We start from the raw sequence: 7,764 nt of genomic DNA, 5'->3' as shown, positions 1-7,764 counted from the left end.
GGGCTATGACTTGAAGGCGGCGGTGGCGGGGAGGGAGCCGGAGCGGGCGGCGGTGCTGCTCGCGCACCAACCCTCCAACTGGCGCGTGGCGGCGCAAGCGGGCATGGGGTTGCAGTTGTCCGGGCATACGCACGGGGGACAGTTCTTTCCGTTCACGCTCGCGGTGTCGGCCATCTGGGAGCACGACGCGGGACACTTCGAGGAGGGCGACAAGCACCTCTACGTCAGCCGGGGCACGGGCTTCTGGGGGCCGCCCCTGCGCGTCGGCGCTCCTCCGGAAATCGTCAAGGTGACGTTGCTGGCGGCCTGAAAGACAGACACAGGTTCAACCCTTGACTCCTGTTGGTGCGCGCTCCGGGCACCATGAGCCGCCAACGCGTTAGAATGACGCCCGGGTGTCGCCGCGGGACTGGGGTATGGTTTTCGTTGCCATGAGCAAGGAACCGGCGAAGAGAGAGCTCAAGCAGGAACGCTCCGCGCGCACACGCGTGGACATCCTCGAAGCAGCCATCACCCTGTTCGCGAAGCGAGGGTTCCTGGCGACGACGATGGCGGACCTGGCGCGCGCCATCCGGATGACCCCTGGAGCGCTGTACTGGCACTTCCCCACGAAGGAAGACCTGCTGCTCGCGGCCATCGAGGAGCTGCACCAGCGCTACCTGAGTGGCTTCGTGGACCTGCTCGACGAGCACCGCGGCCTGTCCGCTCGCGAGCAACTCCAGGCCTTCACCCGCGGCACGCACTCCTTCCTGGGCCAGCATCGCGAGTACGGCATCTTCTTCGGCATGCTCGCGGCCGAAGCGGCGGACTCGAACGAGCGGGTGGCGGAGGCCATCCGCGAGAAGCTGGGCCTGTACGCGAAGGTGCTGGGCGGCATCCTCCGTCACGGGCAGACGACCGGCGAGTTCCGTCAGGACGTGGACACGGAGCTGGCGGCCCACGGCGTCTTCGGTGGCTACCTGGGCGCGCTGATGTACCAGAACCTCTTCCGCGCCACGCTCGACTACGACTCGATGGCCGCCTCGCTGGACCGACTGCTGATGGACGGCGCGCTGGTACGCAAGGCGCCGTAGCGCCCTGCTCAACCCCAGAAGCGCCACCAGGGGCGGCGCTGTCGCTCCCGCGCCTCGTCCCTGAGAACCTCGACGTGGCCATCCACGTCCCTCGAAAAGGCTCGGGCGGCCCCGACATCGCGGGAGCCGCCCGAGCAACTTCTCACCGTGTCACGCGGCTCGACGCCGCGCGGGGTGTCACGGCAGTGGGGTGATGATGTTCTGCCTGCCGGGGGTCAGCGTGGTGGTGAACCTGAAGTCATCCAGGTTGTCGTTCGTGTCGGAGCTGTCCGCGCCGCGCGCCAGCGTCCCCTCCGTCGTGTCGATGTCCGCCAACGCCGCCGTGCTCCGCGGCCCCTCCGTGAAGTCGAACCGCTTGTTCGCCACGCCCGCGATGGTGCCCTGATTGACGGGCCCCTCGTAGGCGAGCGAATCGAGGATGGATTCCGTGGCACTGTCGAAGAGGGCGACCGCGTCCGCCGTGGGAGTGGAGTTGCTGCCACCATTCTGGATGGCCTTCGTCGACAGCAGCGTCTTGATTCCCGCCTGACCCGCGAGCGGATCCACGATGGCAGCGGGGCCCACCACCAGGTACTCACCCGGTGCCAGCGTGACGACGCTCGCGAGGTCGATCTTCTCGTAGCTCGCCGGCACCGCTGGCGAACCATTGACGAACACGAGGTACACCCCCACCAGGGAGATGGCCGAAGCCGTGGGGTTGTAGATCTCCACGAACTCCTTGTTCGCGGTCGTGTCCGTGCCCTTCGGGTCGTAGTCCACCTCGTTGATGACCAGGTGGTTGATGGCCGGGCGCGGCACCGTGGTGATGGCCACCGTCTTCGTCACGCCCTCGTACGTCGCGGACACCGTGCCACTCAGGGCCTCGGTCCCCGCCGTGAAGAGGACCTGGACGCTCGTCTGTCCCTCCGGCACCGTCACCGTTTCCGCGGGCAGCGACCCCAGCGTGGCCGAGGACACCGCCAGCGTGACGACGGCGCCACCGACGGCCGCCCTGCGGTCCAGCGTCACCGTGAAGGCCTGCTTCGCCCCGAAGTACACCGACGCCGTCTCGGGCGTCAGCGAGGCGAGCTGCGCGGGCGGCGGCGTCACCGTGACGGCCGACGTCCGCCGCACACCGAGCAGCGACGCGGACACCGTGCCCTCGCCCTCGCCCCGCGCATCCGCGGTGAAGAGGAACGTGGCCTCCGTCGCACCCGCGGGCACCGTCACCGTGGCCGGCACCGTGCCGAAGAGCGTGACACCCGCGCCCGGCGTGGCGGCCAGCGCCACCGCGAGGTCCGCCGTCGGCGCCGAGGACAGCGTCACCCGGAACTCCTGCGTCAACCCGTACCGGACGACCACCGGCCCCGTGGGCGTCATGCCCAACAACCTCGGGGAGACCAGGTCCACCGTCACCGTGGAAGTCGCGCTGCTGGCGCCCAGCTCCGCCGTCACGGTGCCCGTGGGGCCCGTGGCCGTTTCGTCGACAGTGAGGGTGAACGTCGCCTCCATCGCGTTCGTCGCCACCGTCAGCGCCCCGTCCACCGGAGTGAGCGTGCCGAAGCCCGACGTGGGATTCACGGTCAATGCGATGGTGGAGTTCGCGGGGGCCGGACGGTCCAGCGCCACCGCGAAGCTCACCGAGCCCCCCGGAACCACCGTCGCCTCGGAAGGCGTCAGCCCGGTGATGGCGGGCTGCTCCGTCGCGCCCAGCACCCGGAACGACGCCTGGCGGGTGGTGTTTCGCAGCGACGCGGTCAGCGTCACGTTCGCCGCCGGGGCCAGGGGCTCCACCTTCACCTCCACTGCGCTCTGACCCGCGGGCACCGTCACCCGTCCGTTGGCCACGCGCAGCGCGCTGCTGTCGCTGGAGGTGATGAAGATGTCGAGCGGCTCCGAGTAGGTGCCGGACAGCGTCACCGTCAGCGCCTGCGGGAAGGTGCTCACCGCGCCCGTCTCGCCCAGGCGGACGAACCCGTCGCCCGGCCCGAAGCCCGTCAACGACGGCATGGGCGGCTTCAGGTCCGCGATGCTGCGCGGCATCACCTTGGAGTCGCTGAAGCTGAACGTCAGCACACCGCGCAGCACGCCGAACCGCGTCCCCAGCGTCGGGTCCGCGTAGGTGTACGCCAGGTCGTCCACCATCAGCCCGGGCTGCGACGTGTTGCCGCTCTCGTTGACGAAGAACTGCTTGAAGTTGTCCACCGTGCTCGTGGTGCTCACGTCGTACACCTCCACCAGCACGCCCTCCAGCGCCTCGGCCCTCGGGCCTCCGGTGCGGATGTCCGCCGTGGTGACGGGCACCGGCGCCGGCAGCGGGTTGCCAGCGCTGCGCCGGACGTACTTCACGTCCACCAGCTCCGGCAGCCCGTTGAAGAGGGTCAGCGTCGCGGTGACGATGTCCAGCCGGTCTCCCACCGCGAGGTCACCCTTGGGCGCGTACACGTAGATGCCCGAGTTCTCCACGCTCGCTCCCGACGGCAGCGGGTGCACCTGCAGCCAGTAGCCCTCCACCGTCGCGGCGCCCTTCACCACGGCGGTGACGATGACGTCGTTGAACGACACCGGCCGCCCTTCCAGGGGCAGGCGTCCATCCTCCCGCGTCTTCAGCGCATGGATGCTGGACGGGCAGCCCAGGTGGCCCGCGTTGGGCGTCGCGGCGCACACGTCGCACGCATCGCCCTTGCCATCTCCATCCTGGTCCGCCTGGTCCTGGTTGGACGTGAAGGGGCAGTTGTCCTGCCACGTCGGGAACCCGTCCTGGTCATCATCGCCGACGACGACGTGCGTACACGCGGAGGTGTTCGCCGCCAGCGGGCACGGGTCGCACGCGTCGCCCACGCCGTCGTTGTCCGAGTCGGCCTGCTTGCCGCCGTCCATGGGACGGATGGGGTTGAAGATGGTGCGGCAGTTGTCGATGGAGTTGCGCAACCCGTCGCCATCCGGGTCATCCACCTTGCTCTCACCGGAGTAGACGTTCGAGCCGCGCACCGACGCCGGGAAGTCCGGGTTGTTCGAGATGCGGCGGGGCACGCAGACAGGCTCGCCCTGGGGAACGCCGCAGGCGAACAGCGGATAGCCCACGGGGTTGGCGGCCTTGAGCGCCTCCAGGTTCTTGCCCAGCTCCGACTGGAGGCAGACGGTCTTGGCGGTGCCGCACACGTCCATCGCGTCGCACGCCTCCGCCTCGGCCTTCAGCGCGCCCACCAGCGTCTGGTCGCCGTAGAGGGCCTTGCCGGCGCGCATCGTCAGCACGACATCGGCGGGCTCGGCGGAGATGACCGCCCGGTGCGGCGAGCTGGCGTGGGTGCGCAGCGAGTAGATGGCCAGGTCGCCCAGCTTGCCCGGCGCGAGGCGGCCCACGCGGCTCTGCATGTCCACCGCCTCCGCGGCGTTGGCCGTCGTCATCTTCCAGAGGTCCACGTCGCTGAACGTCCGGGCGAACTGCACGGTGTTTAGCGTGTCCGCGCACTTCAGCTCGCGCAGCATGTTCATGGAGCCGGACTGGGCCCAGTCGGTGCTCAGCGAGATGCTCACGCCCAGCCGCTTGTACGCGGACACCATGGCGGTGTCGCCGTACAGCGTGAGGTTGGAGCGCGGCGACCAGATGAGCGCCGTGCCCCGGTCCGCCATCAGCGTGATTTCGCGCGCCGTCATCGCGATGCCGTGGATGAGCGTCGTGCGCGGCTGCAGCACGTCATTGGGCGCCACGGACACGCAGCGAATCTCGTTGTAGGCCTCCGTGCTGATGCCCTCGCCCAGGTGCGGCAGGTAGGCGGCGACCTTGGACAGGCTCGACGTCCTCGGCATCCGCGCATAGGTACAGTCATCCGCCCTCAGGTCCGTCTCCTGGTCCCCCAGCGGATAGGTGTCCGAGACCGCGACCCACATGTCCATGCCCTCCTGACGAGTCACGGGGACCTGGTCCAGGTTGCGCAGGAGGCCCGCGACGCCGCCCACACCCGCGATGGACGTGGTGCCCGAGAGCAGGTGGCGCAGCTCGATGAAGCCCACCGAGTCCGCGGCGGACCGGGTGCTGTTGGCGACGCGGGTGTGGTTGCCCAGGCCCCGGAACCAGTCCAGCCGGTGCTCGTAGCGCTCGTCCGTCCACGCGTAGGGGCCGTTCTGGAAGGTGACGTGCTCGTGCGGGTTGATGAGGCCCGGGGAGATGACACCCGTCGGGCACGAGATGTGGGTGGCTTCAGCGGCGCCATCCTCGGTGGAGCAGTCACACGACGCGCAGGTGATGACGCCCTGGGGGTTCACCATCACCTGGCCGCCCACCAGCGTCTCGCCGTCCTTCAGCACGACGCCCGTGAAGAGGCGCGCGCCATTGCCGGCCTTCGTCACCGCGCACGTGGCCCCATCCGCGAGCGGGGGTACGTCCGCCGCCGCGCAGCGGGTCAGCGTCAGCGAGCAGTCCACCTGACAGCCGTCACCGTCCGCCGCGTTGCCGTCGTCGCACGTCTCCGTGCCCTCCAGCTTCCCGTTGCCACAGACGGGCTTCTCCACCTCGGGCGTCACCGTACAGTCCGCGTCGCAGCCGTCGCCGCTGACCCTGTTGCCGTCGTCGCATTGCTCGCCCTCTTCCTTGGCGCTGTTGCCGCAGACGGCAGGGGCGACGCAGCTCGCGCCCTCACATTCCGGCCTGTCGTCGCCAGAGCAACCAACGTGGGACAGCAACACCGCGGCGAGCGCGGCCAGCAGCAAGCGAGGGAACTTTCGCATCTCGTGGGTCTCCCGGGGACACCGGCCTGGGGTGAGGCGGTACGTCCTCGACACGCGCGGAGAGTAGCTCGTGAAACATTTCAGCGACAGGCGACCCCGGGGCCCCGCCGCGAAATACCTGTAGTCAGGACGACCCCACGAGCCAGATGCGGGCTGGAGGGCTGGGGGGCCGTGTCGAGTTCCCAGCTTTTTGTAGAGTGGGACGACCGATGACCGCGCACACCCTGACGAGCCCCGTCTCCCGCTTCCTGGACGGACACCTACGACGCGATGCGCAGGCCCGGGAGCTGTCGGTGGCGCGCTTCATGGCGGGCCTGTCGGGCGCGTCGGTGGTGGTGGCCGCGGCGCTGGGGCCCTCGATTGGCTGGGGCTTGACGCAGGCCCTCATGGGGTTGTCGGCGGTGCTGGCGCTCTACTACACGGCGCTGTGGCGCGTGCTGCGCTCGGGTGCGTTCCACCCGGCGATTCCCTGGCTCAACGTGGCGATTGAGGTCAGCATCCCCGCGGTGGTGCTGGCGTTCGACCTGCGCTTCCAGGGGCCCATCTACGCGCTCACGGCGCCCACGCTGGTCATCTGGCCCACGCTGATTACGCTCGCGACGCTGCGCAGCAATCCCCGGCTGGCGCTGGCTGCGGGCATCCTGGTGGCCGCCGAGTACCTGGGCATCTACTTCCTCTTCGTCCAGCCGCTGTTGCCGGAGTCGGCGCTCATCACGCTGACGCCGCGCTTCATCGCCACGCGGGCCTTCTTCTTCGTGGCCGCGGGGGTCTTCACCGCCACGCTGGCGAGGCACTTCCTCCAGCTGACACGGGGGGCGCTGTCCGCTCTGCGTGAGCAGGAGGTCATGGGCAAGTACGTGCTGCACGAGCGCGTGGGCGCCGGAGGCATGGCGGAGGTGTACCGGGCCACGTACTGCCCGGAGGGTGGCTTCCAGAAGCAGGTGGCCCTCAAGCGCATCCTCCCCTCGTTCGCGGACGACGATGAGTTCGTCACCATGTTCCGCCGGGAGGCGGAGCTGTGCTCGTCGCTCAACCATCCCAACATCGTCCAGGTGTTCGACCTGGGGCGGCATGGCGGCACGTACTTCCTGGCGATGGAGTTCGTGGATGGCATGCCGCTCAGCTCGCTGATGCGGGGGCTGTCGCGCCGGCCGCTGCCGGTGGCGGCGGTGACCTTCCTGGGCGCGGAGCTGGCGGCGGCGCTCGACTATCTGCACCGCCGCACGGGCGCGGATGGACAGCCGCTGCGGCTGGTCCACCGGGACCTCAACCCGCCCAACGTGCTGGTGTCCCGCTTCGGGGAAGCGAAGCTGTCGGACTTCGGGATTGCGCGGGACTCGGCGCGCTCGCAGCTCACGGCGGCGGGCAGTGTGCGCGGCAAGCTGGGCTACATGGCGCCCGAGCAGGCGGCGGGACGGCCGTTCGATGGGCGCGCGGACCTCTTCGCGCTGGGACTGACGCTGCATGAGGCCCTCACGGGCCGACGCGCGCTCCAGGGCTCCACGCAGGAAGCGCTGCTGCGCGCCACGCTGGACCAGGAGCTGGCGCCGCCTTCGCACTTCAACCCGGAGGTGCCGCCCGAGCTGGACGCGGCGGTGATGGGGTTGCTCGAGAAGCGGCCCGAGCAACGCACGGCCAGCGGCGCGCTGCTGCGACAGCAAATGCTCGCGATAGGCGGTGAGGCCGCGCCCTATCCCCGAGGACAGGCGCTGCTCGCGCACGCGTTGCGTGAGGCGCAAGAACGCAACCAGAAGGACAAGGCCAGTGATGCGGGCGGACAGGCGCCGCCTCGTGCCCCCGCCACCGCTCGCCCGGCCTGATGCACGTCGAGGCGCGACCAGCCACCGCGCCCGGCACAGCCATCCCCGAGGCCCACCCCCGCCGAGCATCGCGCCACCGCGCTCGCAGCCTCCCTGCTCGAGCAACCACGCTCCAGGCATCGCCGTGCGACAGCCTCCCCTTCACTCAAAATCCCTGCGCGCTC

Annotated in this window: 4 protein-coding genes; 3 read left to right on the top strand and 1 reads right to left on the bottom strand. The window is 69.8% G+C overall.

The genetic code is table 11. The features are described 5' to 3' along the window. Both HR086_RS18810 and HR086_RS18805 read left to right on the top strand, forming a co-directional pair. A partial coding sequence (locus tag HR086_RS18810; RefSeq protein WP_373564324.1) for a metallophosphoesterase occupies nt 1-310 on the top strand: 310 nt, incomplete at its 5' end. Between the two features lie 121 nt (nt 311-431). Then, entirely contained in the window at nt 432-1,073 is a 642-nt protein-coding gene (locus tag HR086_RS18805; protein WP_141640941.1) for a TetR/AcrR family transcriptional regulator, read from the top strand. 177 nt (nt 1,074-1,250) lie between these two features. On the opposite strand, the gene HR086_RS18800 is transcribed toward HR086_RS18805, so the two are convergent. Next, on the bottom strand, nt 1,251-5,780 hold the full coding sequence (locus HR086_RS18800) for an amidohydrolase family protein (protein ID WP_174466301.1): 4,530 nt from the start codon (nt 5,778-5,780) through the stop codon (nt 1,251-1,253). A gap of 209 nt (nt 5,781-5,989) precedes the next feature. On the opposite strand from HR086_RS18800, the gene HR086_RS18795 reads away from it, so the two are divergent. Continuing rightward, nucleotides 5,990-7,600: a serine/threonine-protein kinase gene (locus HR086_RS18795; RefSeq protein WP_174454418.1), complete on the top strand. Its 1,611-nt coding sequence runs from the start codon at nt 5,990-5,992 to the stop codon at nt 7,598-7,600. Nucleotides 7,601-7,764 lie beyond the last annotated feature (164 nt).

It is taken from the genome of Myxococcus sp. CA039A (genome assembly GCF_013336645.1).
GTDB classification, from domain to species: Bacteria; Myxococcota; Myxococcia; order Myxococcales; family Myxococcaceae; genus Myxococcus; species Myxococcus llanfairpwllgwyngyllgogerychwyrndrobwllllantysiliogogogochensis.
This window is presented reverse-complemented; position numbering and strand designations above follow the sequence as displayed.